At 72.3% G+C, this 1417-nt stretch carries 1 protein-coding gene; it reads right to left on the bottom strand.

The window, feature by feature from the left end; translation table 11 throughout:
• A partial coding sequence (locus tag NON22_RS24305) for a tetratricopeptide repeat protein (RefSeq protein WP_257389561.1) occupies positions 1-1417 on the bottom strand: 1417 nt, incomplete at both ends.

Genomic DNA, 1417 nt, shown 5'->3' on the forward strand with positions numbered 1-1417 from the left:
ACCGCGCGGTCGCCGCCGCGCGCGAGCAGCAGGCCGCGCAGCGCCTGCTCGCGCTGCTTCCAGTTGCCGCCGGCGTCGGCCTTGTCGAGCGTATCCGGCTCCAGCGTCGCGGCCAGGCGCGCGGCTTCGTCGCGGCGGCCGCTGTCGAGCAGCACGGCGGCGAGCCAGTAGCCGGCGATCTGGCTCTGCGGATTCTTCGCGCCGAGCTGCGCGGCGAGCTTGTCGTAGGCCTCGCGCAGCAGCGGCTCGGCCCGGCCGTCATCGCCGTTCTCGTAGAGCACCTGGCCCCAGTTGATCGCGGTGACCGACGTGACGTTGTGCTCGGGGCCGAACTTGGCCAGCGCCATCGCGTGCATGCGCTGCGCGTAGTCGAGCGCCCTGGGCCAGTCGCTGCGGCGCACCGCGATGTCGAGCAGATCGCCCTGCACCATGAGGTTGCGCGTGTGCTCGGCGCCGAGCAGCGCGACGATGGTCCGCTGCGCGTCGAGCAGGCCGACCTCGGCCTTGTCCAGGTCGCCGTCGATCGAATAGGTGCGCGCGACCGCGGCCTTGGCGAATGCGGCGACGAGGCCGTTGTCGTCGGGACGCGCGGCGATCTCGCCGATGAGGGCCTGGCCTTCGGCGCGGGCCTGGGCCAGTTCGCCGATCTGGGTAAGCAGGTTCACGTAGTCCATGCGCTGCGAGTCGCGCAAGGTCACGTTGTCGGGCTCGAGCTCGCGCAGCAGCGGAATCGAGACGCGGTAGTGCGGCAGCGCCTTGGCGTATTCGCCGCGGTTCATGTGGTAGACGCCCCAGCCCGACGCGACGAGGTAGCGTGCATGGCGGTCGTCGCTGCCGCCGGTCAGCCGGTCGAGCGTCTGCAGCTCCTGCAGCGCTTCGTCGAACTTGGACGTGCGGGTCAGCAGTCGCGCGAGCAGGGTGCGCGCCCTCAGCGCGTCGAGGCTCGCGGTCCCTTCGGCAGCCTCGTACAGCGCGAGCGCGCGGCGCGCCTCGGCTTCGGCGTCGGGCAGCAGCTCGAGCATGTTGAACAGGGTGGCGAGGCTCGTGCGTATCGAGGCCTCGGTCAGCGGCTGCGCGCCGAAGCGCCGCGCGACGCGGTCGCGCGCGGCGAGCAAGGTGTCCTTCAATGACGCGTTCTGGCCCTTGGCCACGACGAGCGGATTGGAGCGGCCGATCAGGTCTTCGTTGAGGAAGCGGTTGATCGCCGTCGCGCGGTCGAGCTCCTGCTGCGCGGCGTTGCGCGCGCGCAGTGCGGCCTGGTAGAGGCCGAGCACGATGACGACGCCGGCCGCGAGCGCGGCGACGAGCGCGATCAGGTACGGCCGCCGCGCGCGGTTGCGCGCGAGCGTCTCGCGCGCGTTGCGCGCCTGCTGCTCGGCCGCGCGGTTTGCGTCGATGCGCTGCCGGCGCGCGTCGC

Origin of the sequence: Tahibacter caeni (assembly GCF_024609805.1) — a bacterium.
GTDB classification, from domain to species: domain Bacteria; phylum Pseudomonadota; class Gammaproteobacteria; order Xanthomonadales; family Rhodanobacteraceae; genus Tahibacter; species Tahibacter caeni.